Annotated in this window: 14 protein-coding genes; 2 read left to right on the forward strand and 12 right to left on the reverse strand. The window is 70.2% G+C overall.

From position 1 onward, the window contains the following. Positions 1-14: 14 nt before the first annotated feature. Complete coding sequence (locus DEI98_RS11665; protein ID WP_111100830.1) at positions 15-584, reverse strand: hypothetical protein; 570 nt, start codon at positions 582-584, stop codon at positions 15-17. Between the two features lie 44 nt (positions 585-628). Here DEI98_RS11665 and DEI98_RS11670 point away from each other — a divergent pair, with 44 nt between their 5' ends. Both DEI98_RS11670 and DEI98_RS11675 read left to right on the forward strand, forming a co-directional pair. After that, the gene (locus DEI98_RS11670) at positions 629-1,294 is read left to right on the forward strand and encodes an exonuclease domain-containing protein (protein ID WP_181435780.1); all 666 of its coding nucleotides are present in this window, start codon (positions 629-631) and stop codon (positions 1,292-1,294) included. 173 nt (positions 1,295-1,467) lie between these two features. Further along, complete coding sequence (locus tag DEI98_RS11675; protein ID WP_071405736.1) at positions 1,468-2,226, forward strand: GntR family transcriptional regulator; 759 nt, start codon at positions 1,468-1,470, stop codon at positions 2,224-2,226. A gap of 143 nt (positions 2,227-2,369) precedes the next feature. Here the strand turns inward: DEI98_RS11675 and DEI98_RS11680 are convergent, their stop codons facing one another. From DEI98_RS11680 to iolC, 11 genes are all read right to left on the reverse strand, one after another. Then, on the reverse strand, positions 2,370-2,777 hold the full coding sequence (locus DEI98_RS11680) for a tautomerase family protein (RefSeq protein ID WP_111100831.1): 408 nt from the start codon (positions 2,775-2,777) through the stop codon (positions 2,370-2,372). Between the two features lie 61 nt (positions 2,778-2,838). Beyond that, positions 2,839-4,032 carry a Gfo/Idh/MocA family protein gene (locus DEI98_RS11685; protein WP_111100832.1) on the reverse strand — a complete coding sequence of 398 codons (1,194 nt, stop codon included), beginning with the start codon at positions 4,030-4,032 and terminating at the stop codon, positions 2,839-2,841. A 218-nt stretch (positions 4,033-4,250) separates the two neighbouring features. Further along, the gene (locus tag DEI98_RS11690; protein WP_111100833.1) at positions 4,251-5,363 is read right to left on the reverse strand and encodes a transaldolase family protein; all 1,113 of its coding nucleotides are present in this window, start codon (positions 5,361-5,363) and stop codon (positions 4,251-4,253) included. Further along, positions 5,360-6,229, reverse strand: a complete 870-nt coding sequence (locus DEI98_RS11695) for a sugar phosphate isomerase/epimerase family protein (RefSeq protein WP_110864413.1) — start codon at positions 6,227-6,229, stop codon at positions 5,360-5,362. Before DEI98_RS11695 ends, DEI98_RS11690 begins: the two co-directional genes overlap by 4 nt. 3 nt (positions 6,230-6,232) lie before the next feature. Beyond that, positions 6,233-7,306 (reverse strand): Gfo/Idh/MocA family protein, encoded by a 1,074-nt coding sequence (locus DEI98_RS11700; protein WP_111100834.1) that lies wholly within the window; start codon positions 7,304-7,306, stop codon positions 6,233-6,235. 44 nt (positions 7,307-7,350) lie between these two features. Beyond that, a complete protein-coding gene (locus tag DEI98_RS11705) occupies positions 7,351-8,304 on the reverse strand; it encodes a sugar phosphate isomerase/epimerase (protein ID WP_017887103.1) in 954 nt (317 codons plus the stop codon). Positions 8,305-8,337: 33 nt separating this feature from the next. Beyond that, the gene (iolD, locus tag DEI98_RS11710; RefSeq protein WP_110864498.1) at positions 8,338-10,227 is read right to left on the reverse strand and encodes a 3D-(3,5/4)-trihydroxycyclohexane-1,2-dione acylhydrolase (decyclizing); all 1,890 of its coding nucleotides are present in this window, start codon (positions 10,225-10,227) and stop codon (positions 8,338-8,340) included. A gap of 17 nt (positions 10,228-10,244) precedes the next feature. Beyond that, complete coding sequence (gene iolB, locus DEI98_RS11715) at positions 10,245-11,168, reverse strand: 5-deoxy-glucuronate isomerase (RefSeq protein WP_111100835.1); 924 nt, start codon at positions 11,166-11,168, stop codon at positions 10,245-10,247. Positions 11,169-11,176: 8 nt separating this feature from the next. Next, positions 11,177-12,688 (reverse strand): CoA-acylating methylmalonate-semialdehyde dehydrogenase, encoded by a 1,512-nt coding sequence (locus DEI98_RS11720; RefSeq protein WP_111094726.1) that lies wholly within the window; start codon positions 12,686-12,688, stop codon positions 11,177-11,179. Continuing rightward, positions 12,685-13,674, reverse strand: coding sequence for a class I fructose-bisphosphate aldolase (locus DEI98_RS11725; RefSeq protein WP_035807563.1), 990 nt, complete (start codon positions 13,672-13,674; stop codon positions 12,685-12,687). Before DEI98_RS11725 ends, DEI98_RS11720 begins: the two co-directional genes overlap by 4 nt. Beyond that, the gene (gene iolC, locus DEI98_RS11730; protein ID WP_111100836.1) at positions 13,667-14,707 is read right to left on the reverse strand and encodes a 5-dehydro-2-deoxygluconokinase; all 1,041 of its coding nucleotides are present in this window, start codon (positions 14,705-14,707) and stop codon (positions 13,667-13,669) included. The genes DEI98_RS11725 and iolC overlap by 8 nt, the downstream gene beginning before the upstream one ends. Positions 14,708-14,764 lie beyond the last annotated feature (57 nt).

Raw genomic sequence — 14,764 nt, forward strand, 5'->3', positions numbered from 1 at the left:
CTCCAGTCCGTCCGTCAGATCAGCGGACGCGACCCGCCCATCGGAGGCCCCAGGGCAGTGATGCGGCGCTCGACGACGTCGAAGACGTCGGCCTGCAGCCGCTGCGATCGCCGCCAGTCCCCCGGCACCTGGAGCGAGTGGTCGGCACCGTCGACGGTCTGGAGGCGCGCAGCAGTCCCCGAGACCCGCTCAGGCCGCCACATGGTGTCGTCTCCACCCCCGATCGCGTCATGCGCGTCGGCGGCAGCAGCGAGCGCCGTGGCCACGTCGTCGTGAGTGAGGACCGGCGTCAGCCAGACGCCGGGCACCTCGTGGCGGATCGCCCACGGCAGGGCGAAGCAGCCGAACGACTTCGCGACGACGAGGTCGGGCAGCCGGTCCCCCAGGGCGGCGGCGACAGCGGTCTCGACGAACCCGACCGGATCGGCACCGGCAGCGTCGTCGACCTGCCATCGAGGCGCGACGACCTCGCACCCGGCCGCGGCGGCGATCTCGTTCGTCCACCAGAGCAGCGGCGCCTGTTGCCCGTAGCCGGACCCGGCGAGCAGCAGGACGAGCGGACGGCGGTCGGCCTCGTTCCCCATGCGCCGAGAGTAGCCACACGCAACGCCGAGGGGAACGGAGGTCGATGTCGGAACCCCGTGCGACGATCGGGACCGTGCCGTTGAACTTCACCGCGATCGACTTCGAGACCGCCAACAGCTCGCCCGCCAGCGCCTGCTCCGTCGGGCTCGTGAAGGTCCGAGCCGGTCGGGTCGTCGATCGGGCGTCGTGGTTCATCCGCCCGCCGTTCGGGCACGACGCGTTCCTGGAGTGGAACACGCGGATCCACGGCATCGTCGCCGAGGACGTCACGCACGCCAAGACGTGGGAGCAGCAGTACCCCGACCTCGTGGCCTTCGCCGAGGGTGACGTCCTGGTGGCGCACAACGCCCGCTTCGACATGGGCGTCATCGCCGGTGGGTGCTCCGCGACGGGGATCGACCTGGCCGAGCACCACTCGCTGTGCTCCCTGGCGGTCGCCCGCAAGACCTACACGCTCGACTCGTACCGTCTGCCGGTCGCCGCGATGGCCGCCGGGTTCGAGGGCTTCCAGCACCACGACGCCGCCGCCGACGCCGAGGCCTGCGCCGCGATCGTCGTGCACGCAGCCGGGCACCACGGGGTCGAGACGGTCGAGGCGCTCGGGGCGGTGACCCGGGTGACGATCGCCCCGGTCCGTGCGCGTGCCGAGAAGCCGAAGGCCGCGAACCAGCCGCGGCTGTCGAACCGGCCGATGGTGTTCGCCGACTGAGGGTCTTCGCTGACTGAGGGTCTTCGCTGACTGACGGTCTGCGCTGGCTGACGGTGTTTGCAGACTGACGCAACGCCCGCTGCGCGCGGCCGGGGTGTCACATCCCCGGTGGTATTGTCACGACAATGCCGTCGGCACCGACGCCGGCATCTCCGCACGTGTGAAGGACCGCGATGACCAACGAAGGCCAGCTGCCGTCCGACCTGTTCATGGACCTGGACCGGTCGGGTCCCATGCCCCTCTACTTCCAGGTCGCCTCGCGCATCGAGGAGTCGATCCGCTCCGGCGCGATGCCACCAGGGGCCCGACTCGAGAACGAGATCGCCCTCGGAGAGCGTCTCGGCCTGTCGCGGCCGACGATCCGTCGCGCGATCCAGGACCTCGTCGACAAGGGTCTGCTGGTGCGCCGCCGCGGCATCGGGACCCAGGTCGTGCACGGGCCGGTGACCCGCAAGGTCGAGTTGACGAGCCTGTACGACGACCTGGCGCAGGGTGCGCAGGCTCCGGCGACGAAGCTCCTGCAGCGCAACGACGTCCCCGCGTCCGACGAGGTCGCCGCGGCGCTCAGCATCGAGCCCGGCACGACCGTCGCGCACATCCGGCGGGTGCGGTTCGCCGAGGACGTCCCAATGGCGATCCTCGAGAACTACCTGCCGCCGGAGTTCCTCGACCTGACCGACGAGGACCTGCAGGCGTACGGGCTGTACCAGCTGCTGCGCGGCCGCGGCGTGACGATGCGGGTGGCGAAGCAGCGGATCGGGGCCCGTGCGGTCACCGACGAAGAGGCCGGCCTGCTCGAGATCGAGGACGGCGACCCGGTGCTCACGATGAGCCGCACCGCGTACGACGCCTCGGGCCGTGCGGTCGAGTACGGCGTGCACTGCTACCGCCCCGACCGGTACTCGTTCGAGGTCACGCTCGTCGACAAGTAGGTCGCTCGGCGAGAGGTCAGGACACGCTGTCAGCGATGCGCCGAGTGGTCACGAACTGTCGCCCGGACGCCCGGCAACCGACAGTTCGTGACCACTCGGCGGAACTGAGCGGGGTGTCGTGACCACCCCGCAGCCGCACGGCCTCAACCGAGCGCGGGCACCCCGAGCTCACCGGTGACGTACTGTGCACGCCCGAAGCCGAAGGACCAGTCCTGCGGCCCGTTCTCGACGTAGCCGATGAAGACGTCCTCGGACGCGACACCGACCGTTGCGAGGGCGTCGTGGATCGCCCGGTACAGCGCAGCCTTCGCCTCGTCGGTCCGCCCGCGCTGCGTGAACACCTGGATGACGATGACACCCTCGGTGCGCTCGAACCCCAGGCCGGCGTCCTCGGCGATGATCTGCTGCGCCGGGTGCTCAGTGATCACCTGGAACCGGTCCCGCACCGGGATCCCGTACACGTCGACGATGGCCTGGTGGATGGCGTCGGCGATGCCACGGACGGCCTCCGGCGTGCGGCCGGTGGCGAGGTCGATACGGACGAGCGGCATGGTGCCTCCTGGTTGCTCGGACTTTGTCCTTACATACTAACAAGCAAGCACCGCGACGTGTCTAGAACCTCGGCGTCGGCGCCCCGTACGTCAGCGGCCCGTCGACACGAGCGACGTCGTGCCACGCGCCGTCGACCAGCGAGGCCTCCGCCGCCTCGACGATCGACGCCGCGGCCAGCCCGTCGGCGACCGAGGGTGCGAGCTGCTCCCCGCGCTGCACGCTCGCGATGAACTGCGCCGCCTCGATCGTCTTCAGGTCGTCGTAGCCCATCGCGGTCCCGGCGCCGGGCTGGAAGCGACCGAAGTCACCGTCCCCGGGAGCGACGTAGTGCGTCGCGTACCCGTCGACCTCTTGCCCGTCCAGGTACACCTCGAGCTCGTTGAGGCGTTGGAAGTCCCACCGGACCGAACCGCGGGTGCCGTAGATCTCGAGCGTGTACTCGGCGTGCGGCCCGCGCATGACCCGACTCGAGTCCATCGTGCCGACCGCACCGTCCTCGAACCGGAACAGCAGCGCGGCGTAGTCCTCGTTCTCGACGGCACCGAGCTCGCCGGTGGCCGCCGCACTGCGGTCGACGATGCCGGCACCCGGGCGGGGACGCGACTCGATGAACGTCTCGGCGAGCGCACTGACCGAGGCGATCCGGCCGACCACGTACTGCGCCAGGTCGAGTCCGTGCGACAGCAGGTCGCCGAGCACACCCGATCCGGCACGCTCACGCTCGAAGCGCCAGGTCAGCGGTGCAGCAGGGTCGGACGAGTAGTCGGCGAGCAACGATCCGCGCACGTTCGTGATGCGTCCGAGCCGCCCGCTGCGGACGAGTTCGCGGGCGCGATCGATCGCCGGGGCGTGCCGGTAGTTGAAGCCGACGCTCGTGATGACGCCGGCCCGCTGCACCGCCTGGTGGATGGAGCGCGAGTCGCTGGCGTACCGGCCCATGGGCTTCTCGATCCAGAACGGCTTGCCCGCCTCGGCCGCGGCGACGGCCATCTCGCGGTGCAGGAAGTTCGGCGAACAGATCGACACGACGTCGACCGCCGGGTCGGCGAGGACCTCGTGGTAGTCGGCGACGGCCCGCTCGTACCCGAGCCGCGTCACCGCCTGGTCGCGTGCCGCCTCGATCGGGTCGGCCGCGACGACGAGCCGCGGCTGGACGCCGAGCTCCGGGAAGTGGTCCGGCAACGCTCGGTAGGCACGCGAGTGCAACCGCCCCATCCAGCCGACCGAGATCAGCCCGACGCCGATGCTGTCCATGGAGAACTCCTTCGTTCAGGTGGCGCGCATTGGAGCGCGACAACGAGCGTAGCCGATGCGGCGGACTTTGTCAGCACATGACGCAACCGCCTGGAGGCCCGGTGCCGGTCTCGGGGACCGGCACCGGGCCTCCAGGCTGGTGCGTCAGCGCGCGGGGCGCGACCCGTGGTTGCGACCGCGGATCGCACCGCGCATCAGACCGCGACTCAGATCGCGTCTCAGATCGCGGGGACGATGATGTCGCGGACCAGGGCGTCGAGCTTCGCGTCGGCGTCCAGGAACTGCCGCAGCGTCGTGACGGTCGCACCGAAGCGGTCGAACTCGTCGATCGTCATGCCGTCCACGTCGTAACCGCGGGCGAACTCCGGCGTCGCGGCCCGGAGCGCCTCGATGACGTGCACGGGGACCTCGTCGTCGATGGCGTGCGGACGGAACGGGAACGCGTTGTCGTTGATGTCCTTCGTCCACTGGAACGGCGGCGACACCACCAGGTCCCCGCCCTGGAACTCCGACCACTGCAGTGCGTTGCGGAACGCGGCGACCAGCACGCGCGACCGGAACCCACGCTCCTGGAAGACGCGGTAGGCGTTCTTCACCGCGGCGACACCGGCCCACTCGAGGATGCCCGGGTCCACCATCACGTGGTCGCGCTTGACGACGGTCTTCAGCCAGTCGTCGAAGCGGCCGGCCATCAGGGTGACGACATGACCGAACTCCTGCTCCGGCAGGCCCTCGGCAGCACGGCGGTCGAGGGCGCGCTCGATGGCCTCGCCCACGGCGACGACCTGCGGCACGGTGAACGACACCGTCGCGTTGATGGAGACCCCGCGGTAGGCGGCTTCCTCGATCGCGGCGATACCGACCTTGGTGGCGGGGATCTTCACGATGATGTTCGGCGCGAGCTGCGAGAACCGGACGGCCTGCTCGACGAGCGCGTCGGCATCGCGGTGGAACCGGGGGTCGGTCTGCATGGACAGTCGACCGTTCCGGCCGCCGGACGCCTCGAACGCGGGCAGCAGCTGCGCCGCGGCGGCGATGGAGAGCTCCTCGACGGCCTTCCAGCCGATCCAGGACTCCCCCGCCGTCGGGTGCTCCTCGGCGATCTCGCGGATGCGCGGGACCCAAGTCTCCGGGTCCTGCTGGATGCAGGTGTACGCGATCACCGGGTTGCAGGTCGCACCGACGGCACCGTACTCGTGGATGGCGGTCGACAGTTCGCGCGGATCGGCGGAGTCGTTCCACAGGGCGGTCGGGGTCTGCTCCGCGGCCTGCAGGGTGACGGGACGGGAGTCGGGGTCGGTGGACGCCTGCGTCTCGAGGGTGGTGGTCATCGGTGGAGTCCCTTCGTGATCGTGTCGAGCTGGAACCGCGACACCGCGTCGGCGTTCTCGTCCTCGGCGAAGACGCTCGAGACCGCGACGGTGTCCTCGCGCGCCGAGAAACCGACCCGGTCGAGTGCCGCCCAGAAGGCGTCGAAGTCGACGTCCGCCTGGCCGACCGGCAGGTGCTGGTGCACGCGGACCGGGTTGCCGGGCGGGTTCGTGATGTAGCGCAGGCCGTGCGAGCGACGGTGGTCGTACGCGTCGGCGACGTGGACCAGCTGCAGCGAGTCACCGGCCGCGTCGATGATCTCGTCCATGTTGCCGCCGTAGTGGAACGTGTGGCAGGCGACGTAGACGAAGCCGACGTGCTTCGAGTTCAGTCCGCGGATCACCCGGAGCGCCTCGAGCCCGTCCTCGACGAAGTCGTCGGGGTGCGGGTCGATGAGCACACGGATGCCGGCGTCCTCGATGATCGGCAGCAGTTCCTCCATCGACCGGTAGAACTGGTCCTCCGATTCTTCGGCGCGCTCGGGGCGGCCGGAGAACTCCGTGTTGATGGTGTCCACGCCGAGGCGCTTCGTGATCTCGATGACCCGCTTCCACTTCCGCACCGCAGCTTGTCGGGCGTCCTCGTCCGGACCCGACCAGCGCAGCACCGGCAGCACGCTCGCCACCTGGACCCCGGCGTCACGGCAGGCCGCGGCGAACGCGTCGACCAGGTCGTCGTCGGCCTTGGGGTGTCGGTAGAAGGGGATGAAGTCCTTGTGCGGCGTGAGCTGCAGGTACTCGTAGCCGAGCTCCGCCACCTTGCGCGGGAACTCGAGCAGCGACAGGTCGTGGTGGAACGGGGTCGGGTCGAGCGCGATCTTCGGCATCGATCAGGCCCCGGCGAGCGCGGCGGTCGCGTCGCTCGTCGCGTCGCTCGTCTCGTCGTAGAACGACGGCTTCGTGACCGCGTACTCGACCACTTCGTGCGCGCCGGACTGCTGGGCGCGGACCGCGACCTCGGCGACGACGGAGGCGGTGTAGCCGTCCCAGGCACTCGGCCCGTCGATGCCGCCGGTCCGGGCCGCGTCGACCCAGCGCTGGACCTCTTCGTCGTAGGCGGCGGCGAACCGCTCCTTGAACGACGGCGTGACGCCCTGCGAGGTCGCCCCGGCTGCGGCAAGCGAGAGCGAGGTGTCGCGGCCGATGTAGGCGACGCCGGACTCGAACACGGCGTCGGTGGTGACCTGGTAGCCGAACTGGGCGTTGACGTTGATCTCGACGATCGCCATGGTGCCGGACTCCGTGGTGAACAGGACGAACTGCGGCTCGGGCAGGTCGGCCGGCGCCAGGGAGTTCTTGCGCGGCTTCTTCACCTCGACGCTCGTGATCGCTTCGCCGGTGAGGAACGGGATGATGTCGATCTCGTGGATCACCGAGTCGTGGATGAGCATCGACTCGCTGAAGTTCGGCGGCGTCGTCGGGTTGCGGTGCGCGTGGTGCAGGGCGAGCAGGGCGCCGTTCGCCCCCGACTCGCGCAGGGCCTTGAGCTCCTGGTACCCGGCGTCGAACCGGCGCATGAAACCGACCTGGATGACGGGCCGGGCGGCGTGCTGCTGCTCGAGCTCGACGATGCGCAGCGAGTCCTCGGCGCTGGTCGTCAGCGGCTTCTCGCACAGGACTGTGAGTCCGCGCTCGAGCGCGGTCACCAGGATCGGCTCGTGCAGGAAACCGGGCGTCGCGATGATGACGGCGTCGATCTCGGTCTGCTCGAGCGCCTCGTCGAAGGACGCGGCGGTGATCGCGCCGGGCGCCAGGGCGGCTGCCGCAGCGGCACGGGCCTGGTCGGGCTCGACGACGGCGACGACGTCGGCGTTCGAGATCTTGGCGGTGATGCGGCGGACGTGGTCGGCGCCCATCATGCCGGCGCCGACGACGGCGACGCGGAGGTTCTGCGTGGTGGTCATGGTGGTGTTCTCCTGGTGGTTGTTGACGCTGCGTGGACGGCGCGTCAGGAGGCGCGGGCGGCCGAGGTCGAGCCGAAGATGTGCTGGAAGGTGCGCTCGGCGATCGGGCCGGGGGCGTCGACGGAGCAGCCGTACATGTCCTGCTCGACGATGCCGAAGACGTCCGGGTTGATCGCGGCGACGGCCTCGATGATCGGGGCGAGCTCCGGGGTGCCGTGCGGCGGCTCGGTCATGATGCCCTGCGACACGGCGGTCGCGAACGGCACGTCGTTCTTGAGCACGTCGAACAGCAGGTCAGTGTCGACCTGCTTGAGGTGCAGGTAGCCGATGCGCTCCGGGTGGGCGGCGATGAGCTTGAGGTTGTCGCCGCCGTAGTACGCGAAGTGGCCGGTGTCGAGGCAGAGGTTCGTGTACTCGGGGTTCGTGACCTCGAGGAACCGCACGGTCTCTTTGTAGGTACCGACGTGGCTGTCCGCGTGGGTGTGGAACTGCTGATGGACGCCGTACTCCTCGAGCAGCGCCTTGCCGAGCTGGTCGTGTCCCTTGCCCAGGCGCTCCCACTGCTCGTCGGTGAGCGTGCGCGCCTCGAGCACCTCTTCGGTGGCGTCCGAGCGCCACAGGTCCGGGATCGTCACCAGGTGCTCGGCGCCGAGCTTCGCCGCCAGACCGGCGACCGCGACGGCCTGGTCCCACGCACGCTGGAACTGGTCCTCGCCCTTGTGGAACCCGGTGAAGACCGTGCCCGCCGACAGCTTGAGCCCGCGGGACTCGAGCTCGTCGGACAGCTGCGACGGGTCGGTCGGCAGGTACCCGTACGGGCCGAGCTCGATCCACTCGTACCCGGCGGCGGACGCCTCGTCGAGGAAGCGCTGCCACGGCACCTGCTTCGGGTCGTCCGGGAACCAGACGCCCCACGAGTCCGGGGCGGTGCCGATGCGGATCGAGGCGGGCGCCGCGTCGGTGGCGGGGCTGCCGATGGGGGTGGCGGTGTCGGTCATGACGTCGCTGTCGCTTTCTGTCTCGTGAACGGTTCAGCCGAGCAGCGGACGCTGCGTGGCGACCTGCTGCTCGTACTCGGCGCGGGCGGCCTGGGTGCTGGGGAGGGTGGAGGTCTGCGCGACCGGCACGTCCCACCAGCCGTCGCCCTCGGGGGCGTAGACCAGCGGGTCGGAGTTGATGTGCACCAGGGTGGTGTGGTCGTTCGCCTTCGCCTGACGCAGTGCGGCCTTCAGGTCCTCGATGCTGTCCGGGCCGGGCTGCACCTCGATGACGTCGACGCCGTAGGAGCGGGCGTTGGCGGCGAGGTCGACGGGCAGGGGCTCGCCGTTCTCGAACGACTCGGTCTCGTCGAGGTACCGGTACTTCGTGCCGAAGCGCTCGGAGCCGACGGTCTCGGACAGGTGCCCGATCGACGCGTACCCGTGGTTCTGGATGAGCACGACGATGATCTTGATGCCCTCGGCCACGGCGGTGACGAGCTCCGTGTGCAGCATGAGGTAGCTGCCGTCGCCGACCATCACGATCGCGTCGCGGTCCGGAGCTCCGCGGCGGACACCGATGCCACCGGCGATCTCGTAGCCCATGCACGAGAACGCGTACTCGACGTGGTACCCGAGCTCGTCGCGCACCCGCCAGAGCTTGTGCAGGTCGCCAGGCAGCGAGCCCGCTGCCTGGATCACGACGTCGCGCGGGTCGGAGACCGACTGCACGGCGCCGATGATCTCGGGCTGGCCGGGCAGGTCCGCGCCGGACGGCGCGAACGCGCCGTCGACGGCAGCGTCCCACGCCGCCTTCAGCGAGGCGATCTCGGACGCGTAGCCGGGCTCGACGACGTACGCCGTGTCCGACGTGAGCGACTCGGTCAGGGCGACCAGGGCCTCCCGGGCGTCCGCGATCAGCGGCAGCTGCGAACCGTGCTTGTAGGCGTCGAACGCGGCCACGTTGACGTTGACGAACGTGACGTCGGGGTTCTGGAACGCCGTCCGCGACGCCGTGGTGAAGTCGCTGTAGCGGGTGCCGATCCCGATGACGACGTCGGCCTGTGCGGCGATCGCGTTGGCGGCCGCGGTGCCGGTCGCGCCGATGCCGCCGAGGTACTGCGGGTGGTCCCAGACCAGGGATCCGCCGCCGGCCTGCGACGTGCCGACCGGGATGCCGGTGGCCTCGACGAAGGCGCGGAGCTCGTCGGCGGCGTCGGAGTACAGCACCCCGCCGCCGGCCACGATGACCGGACGCCGGCCGGCACGGATCGCGGCCACGGCACGCTCGAGCGGGCCGCGCTCGGGCAACGGACGGCGGATGTGCCACTCGCGCGGCTGCAGGAACGCGACGGGCACGTCGAACTCCTCGGCCTGGACGTCCTCGGGCAGGGCGATCGTCACCGCACCGGTCTCGGCCGGGTCGGTCAGCACCCGCATCGCGGCGAGGGCGATCGAGAACAGCTGCTCCGGACGCTCCACCCGGTCGAAGTAGCGCGAGAGCGGACGGAAGGCGTCGGTGACCTGCAACGACGTGTCGTGCGGCAGCTCGATCTGCTGGAGCACCGGGTCGGTGGTGCGCGTGGCGAAGGTGTCCGACGGCAGCAGCAGTGCCGGCAGCCGGTTCGTGGTGGCGAGCGCCGCGGCGGTCAGCATGTTGGCGGCACCTGGGCCGACCGACGCGGTGGATGCGTAGGTCGCACGGCGGCGGTGCATGCGGGCGAAGCCGACGGCCTCGTGCACCATCGCCTGCTCGTTGCGGGCCTGGTGGTACGGCAGCAACCCGGGCTGCTCGACGTGGAGCTGCTTGATGGCCTGACCGACCCCGGCGACGTTGCCGTGCCCGAAGATGCCGAAGATCCCCGGGATGGTGCGTTCGCGGACGTCGCCGTCGACGGTCCACTGGTTGGCCAGGAACTCGACGAGTGCCTGGCCGACCGTCATCTTCCGCGTGGTGGTGGTCACGCCTGCTTCCTTTCGTAGGGCAGTCGTGGGTCGATCGATTCCGATGCCCACGCCTGCCGGACCCACCCGTGGGCGGGGTCGTCGGTGATGTTCCAGACGCGCTCCGGGTCGGGCCCGGCCATCACGTTCAGGTAGTACATGTCGTAGCCCGGAGCGGCGACCGCCGGACCGTGCCAGCCGTACGGCACCAGGGCGACGTCGCCGGTCCGGACCTGCCGGAACTCGTCGATGGCGCGGTCGTCCGAGGCGTACGTGCGGTGCAGGGCGAACGGGTCGGCGGCCTCGGGCGCGATCGACTCGAGCCCACGGGACACCGCCGCCTCGTAGTAGTAGATCTCCTCGAGGTTCGACTCAGAACCGGGCACGTTCGTGTCGTGCTTGTGGGGCGGGTACGACGACCAGTTGCCGGCCGGCGTGATCACTTCGCACACGATGAACTTGACAGCGTCGAGCGCGGCCGGGGTGCCGAAGTTGTGCACCTGGCGGCTCGACTGCCCGGCGCCGCGGAGTTCCACGGGCACGTCCGGCCGGGCCACGTAGGTGGTCGGCTTGACGGTGTCGGTGGGGGCTTCCGCGACGGCGAACCGGCCGCTGCCGGTGATGGTGGCCGTGGAGCCCGATCCCAGGTACAGGACGTCGGTGGGGCCGTCGAAGACGCTCCCCCGCCCCTGCAGGGTCTGCTCGCCGTCGCCGGCAGCGCTCGAGTGGGTCACGTGGAACGACCCCGCGAGCGGCACGACGATGCGCTCCACGGCGTCGGCCGGGAGGCGCAGCTCGTCCCCGTCGGTCAGCGCGCCGGTCCGGAGTCCGGTGTGCGCCCACCCCTCGATGCGACCGTCGACCACGTCGGTCCAGCCCGCCTCGGGCCGGGAGCCCGCCGGGATGAACCACTGGTCGTGCTGGTGCTGTTCGTTCGCCATGCCGCGGGTCAGTTGTTCGACGGGAAGCCGAGGTTGATGCCGCCGTGCGACGGGTCGAGCCAGCGGCTCGTGATCGCCTTCTGGCGGGTGAAGAAGCTCACGCCGTCGGCCCCGTACGCCTTGTGGTCACCGAACAGCGAGTTCTTCCAGCCACCGAACGAGTAGTAGGCGACGGGCACCGGGATCGGGACGTTGATGCCGATCATGCCGACCTGCACGTCGCGCTGGAACCGTCGAGCGGCGCCACCGTCGTTCGTGAAGATGGCGGTGCCGTTGCCGTACGCGCCGGAGTTGATGAGCTCGAGGCCCTCTTCGTAGGTGGCGACCCGCACGACGCTCAGCACCGGACCGAAGATCTCCTCGGTGTAGACGCGGCTGGTGGTGGGCACCTGGTCGATCAGCGTCGGGCCCAGCCAGAAGCCGTTCTCGTCGCCGTCGGGTCGGACGGTGCGGCCGTCCACCACAACCACCGCACCGTCCTGCTCTGCGACCTCGATGTACGAGGCGACCTTGTCACGGTGCTGCTTCGTGACGAGCGGGCCCATGTCGCACCCGCGACGACCGTCGCCGATGCGCAGGGTCGCCGCGCGGTCCTTGATCTTCTGGATGAGCTCGTCGGCCACCGGCTCGACGGCGACGACGACCGAGATCGCCATGCAGCGTTCACCGGCCGAACCGAAGCCGGCGTTGATCGCGTTGTCGGCGACCAGGTCGAGGTCGGCGTCCGGCAGGACGAGCATGTGGTTCTTCGCGCCACCGAGGGCCTGCACGCGCTTGCCGTGCTTGGTACCGGTCTCGTAGACGTACTGCGCGATGGGCGTGGAGCCGACGAACGAGATCGACTCGACGTCGTCGCTGGTGAGCAGGCCGTCGACGGACAGCTTGTCGCCGTTGAGCACGTTGAAGACGCCGTCGGGCAGCCCGGCCTCCTTGAACTTCTCGGCGAGCCAGATGGCGGCCGACGGGTCCTTCTCGCTCGGCTTCAGCACGACGGTGTTGCCCGCGGCGATCGCGATCGGCAGGAACCAGAGCGGCACCATCGCCGGGAAGTTGAAGGGGCTGATGATGCCCACGACGCCGAGCGGCTGGCGGATCGAGTAGACGTCGATGCCGGTCGAGACCTGGTCGGAGAACTCGCCCTTCATCAGGCTCGGGATGTTGGTGGCGAGCTCCACGACCTCTTGCCCGCGGGCGATCTCGCCCATGGCGTCGTCGAGGACCTTGCCGTGCTCGCTTGTGATGATCTCGGCCAGCTCGGCCTTGTCGCGGTTCAGGATCTCGCGGAACGAGAACAGGATCGCCTGGCGCTTGGCCAACGACAGGTTGCTCCAGCCGGGGAACGCCGCCTTGGCGCTGCCGATGGCCGCCTGGATCTCGGACTCGTCGGCCAGCGCGACCTGCTTGGTCGCGACGCCGAGCGCCGGGTCGTACACGGGGGCGGTGTTGCCCGACGCGGATTCGACGCGCTTGCCGTCGATCCAGTGCCCGACGGTGGTGGTGGTCGTGTCGGTGAGCGTCATGCGTTGCTTCCTTCCGAGATGGACGAGTCCATGGTGGTGGCGCCCGCGAGCCGAGCGGCTGGGTCGTGGGCATCTGTGGAGAACCCGCCCCGGGCCTCCTGGCTGTGGACGAGACCGGCGGCCACGTCCACGGCGGCGGCGACGTCGCCGTCCGAGGGGTAGAGCAGGGTGCGTCCGACGACCAGGCCGCGGACGCCGGGCAGGGCCAGGGCGTCAGCCCACTTGGCGTACGTCTCCAGCGGGCGCGAAGCCGGGTCGCCGCCGAGCAGCAGCGTCGGCAGCGTCGTCGCGGCCATCACGCGCTCCATGTCGTCGACGACGGGGATCTTGAGCCAGCTGTAGGCGCTGGATTCGCCGAGTCCCGCAGCGATCGCCATCGAGGTGATCACGGCGTCGGCCGACAGGTCGTTGACGACCCGGCCGTCCCGCCACTCGGACATGAACGGCTCGAGCATGATCGGCAGCTGGAGCGCCGCGGCCTCGCTGACGGCGCGGGCCGTGGCCTCGAGCGTCGGCGCGGTGCCCGAGTCCTCCAGGGCGATGCGCACCAGCAGCTTGGCGAAGTCGAGCCCGGAGTCCTTGATGGCCTGCGCCGAGTACGCCGTGTACCGGTCGTCCATCTCGAACGTCGCGCCGCGGAGTCCACCGCGGTTCATCGACCCGACGACGACCTTGCCGTCGAGGGCGCCGAGCAGCGCGAGGTCCTCGAGGATGTCGGGGGTGCCGAGCACGCCGTCGACCCCCGGCCGGCCGAGGGCCGTGACGAGCCGCTCGAGCAGGTCGTAGCGGTCCGCCATCGCGGACTCGTCGTCGCGCACCGCCAGCGCACCGCGTGCGGGGTGGTCGGCGGCGACGATGAAGAGCTTGCCGTCGTCGGCGAGCAGGGAGCGCTTGCGGCGGGCGTCGAGCGTGGCACGCACCAGGTCCGGCTGGCCGGCACGGATGTCGCGGAGGCGCTGGAAGTCAGCGGGGCTGAGCTCAGGCATGGGTCTTCTCCTCGGTGTGCGTCTCACCCGTGTGCGTCGCACCCGTGTGCGTCGTGCCCTCGGTGGGGTTGTCGGTCAGGAACTGCTCGATCTCGTCGCTCGTCGGCATCGCCGTCGAGCACTCGAACCGCGTCGCGACGATCGCGCCGGCGGCGTTGCAGAACGCCAGGATCCGCTCGAGGCTCCAGCCCTGCAGCAGCCCGTGGGTCAGCGCGCCGCCGAAGCCGTCGCCCGAGCCGAGCCCGTTCACGACGTCGATGTGGTGCGGACGGAACTCGACGAACTCGTCGCGGGTCTTCGCCAGCACGCCCTTCGGCCCCTGCTTGACGATCGCGATCTCGACACCGCGGTCGAGCAGGGCGTCGGCGGCGCGGACCGGGTCGGTCTCACCGACCGCGACCTCGCACTCCTCGCGGTTGCCGACGGCGACGGTGGCGTGCTCGAGGGCGATCGCGACCTCGCGCATCGCGGCCTCGGGGCTCGACCAGAACATCGACCGGTAGTCCAGGTCCAAGACGGTGTGGGTCTTCGTGCTGTTCTGCGCGGCGGACCGGGCTTCGTACGCCACGTGGTGCGCCTGTCGGCTCGGCTCCTCGCTGAGGCCGGTCACCGTGGTCCAGAAGATCTTCGCGCGCTCGATCTCGTGCAGCGGCAGGGACTTCGCCGTGATCATCAGGTCGGGCGCCTTCGGGGCCCGGTAGAAGTAGAGCGGGAAGTCGTCCGGCGGGAAGATCTCGCAGAAGGCGACGGGGGTGTTCAGCCCCTCCACCGTCTCGACGAAGGCGTTCGCGACCCCGTACTCGGGCAGCGTGCGGGCGATGTACCGGCCGAAGGGGTCGTTGCCCGTCCGGGTGATGACCGCGGCGTCCGCGCCGTGTCGAGCAGCGGCGATGGCGACGTTCGTGGCGCTGCCGCCGACGGACTTCGAGAAGGTCGAGACGTCCTCGAGCGGGCCGGTCTGCTGCGGGTAGATGTCGACGCTGACGCGTCCCATCGTGATCACGTCGTAGGCGTGGGGAGCTTGGTTCGTCATGCGACGCGGTGGACCTTCCGTGCGGCTTCATCGGCGGACGATCACGACTGTACACCC

This window comes from Curtobacterium sp. MCLR17_034, from assembly GCF_003234485.1.
Taxonomy (GTDB): domain Bacteria; phylum Actinomycetota; class Actinomycetes; order Actinomycetales; family Microbacteriaceae; genus Curtobacterium; species Curtobacterium flaccumfaciens.

Bases quoted from the DNA above. Each gene is read 5' to 3' on its own strand.
- DEI98_RS11665 (WP_111100830.1), bottom strand. From the start codon at position 584: ATGGGGAACGAGGCCGACCGCCGTCCGCTCGTCCTGCTGCTCGCCGGG.
- DEI98_RS11670 (WP_181435780.1), top strand. From the start codon at position 629: ATGTCGGAACCCCGTGCGACGATCGGGACCGTGCCGTTGAACTTCACC.
- DEI98_RS11675 (WP_071405736.1), top strand. From the start codon at position 1,468: ATGACCAACGAAGGCCAGCTGCCGTCCGACCTGTTCATGGACCTGGAC.
- DEI98_RS11680 (WP_111100831.1), bottom strand. From the start codon at position 2,777: ATGCCGCTCGTCCGTATCGACCTCGCCACCGGCCGCACGCCGGAGGCC.
- DEI98_RS11685 (WP_111100832.1), bottom strand. From the start codon at position 4,032: ATGGACAGCATCGGCGTCGGGCTGATCTCGGTCGGCTGGATGGGGCGG.
- DEI98_RS11690 (WP_111100833.1), bottom strand. From the start codon at position 5,363: ATGACCACCACCCTCGAGACGCAGGCGTCCACCGACCCCGACTCCCGT.
- DEI98_RS11695 (WP_110864413.1), bottom strand. From the start codon at position 6,229: ATGCCGAAGATCGCGCTCGACCCGACCCCGTTCCACCACGACCTGTCG.
- DEI98_RS11700 (WP_111100834.1), bottom strand. From the start codon at position 7,306: ATGACCACCACGCAGAACCTCCGCGTCGCCGTCGTCGGCGCCGGCATG.
- DEI98_RS11705 (WP_017887103.1), bottom strand. From the start codon at position 8,304: ATGACCGACACCGCCACCCCCATCGGCAGCCCCGCCACCGACGCGGCG.
- iolD (WP_110864498.1), bottom strand. From the start codon at position 10,227: ATGACGGTCGGCCAGGCACTCGTCGAGTTCCTGGCCAACCAGTGGACC.
- iolB (WP_111100835.1), bottom strand. From the start codon at position 11,168: ATGGCGAACGAACAGCACCAGCACGACCAGTGGTTCATCCCGGCGGGC.
- DEI98_RS11720 (WP_111094726.1), bottom strand. From the start codon at position 12,688: ATGACGCTCACCGACACGACCACCACCACCGTCGGGCACTGGATCGAC.
- DEI98_RS11725 (WP_035807563.1), bottom strand. From the start codon at position 13,674: ATGCCTGAGCTCAGCCCCGCTGACTTCCAGCGCCTCCGCGACATCCGT.
- iolC (WP_111100836.1), bottom strand. From the start codon at position 14,707: ATGACGAACCAAGCTCCCCACGCCTACGACGTGATCACGATGGGACGC.